The 244-nt window shown below is 61.1% G+C and carries 1 protein-coding gene and 1 pseudogene; one reads left to right on the top strand and one right to left on the bottom strand.

Features of this window, described 5'->3' with window-relative positions; translation table 11 throughout:
• Window positions 1-125 (top strand): annotated as a pseudogene (locus tag FNJ47_RS48235) (enoyl-CoA hydratase/isomerase family protein); the annotation flags it as partial.
• Here FNJ47_RS48235 and FNJ47_RS48230 read toward each other — a convergent pair.
• The gene (locus FNJ47_RS48230; protein ID WP_430649501.1) at window positions 68-217 is read right to left on the bottom strand and encodes a hypothetical protein; all 150 of its coding nucleotides are present in this window, start codon (window positions 215-217) and stop codon (window positions 68-70) included. The pseudogene FNJ47_RS48235 and the gene FNJ47_RS48230 sit on opposite strands and share 58 nt — an antisense overlap.
• Window positions 218-244 lie beyond the last annotated feature (27 nt).

Here is a 244-nt window from a genome sequence, read left to right as displayed (position 1 = left end):
ATCTCGGCAAGATCCTGTGGCGTGACGAGTACATTCTCAACGCGCGGATCAAGAAATTCCCGAAACCCTATGTAGCCTTCATGGACGGCATCGTGATGGGCGGCGGCGTCGGGCTGTCGGCGCACAGGCCGCGCTCGCCGGCCCCCTCCAGCACGATAACCGCGACATCAGGATCGGCTTCGAACACGTCGAGCGCCTTGTCGATGTCGTGGAACATCTCCAGCGTCACGGCATTGATCGCCTT

Origin of the sequence: Bradyrhizobium uaiense (assembly GCF_010811875.1) — a bacterium.
In the GTDB taxonomy this organism is placed as follows: Bacteria; Pseudomonadota; Alphaproteobacteria; order Rhizobiales; family Xanthobacteraceae; genus Bradyrhizobium; species Bradyrhizobium uaiense.
Note: the sequence above shows the minus strand (reverse complement) of the source record. Positions and strands in the feature narration are given on the sequence as shown.

Bases quoted from the DNA above. Each gene is read 5' to 3' on its own strand.
- FNJ47_RS48230 (WP_430649501.1), bottom strand. From the start codon at position 217: ATGTTCCACGACATCGACAAGGCGCTCGACGTGTTCGAAGCCGATCCT.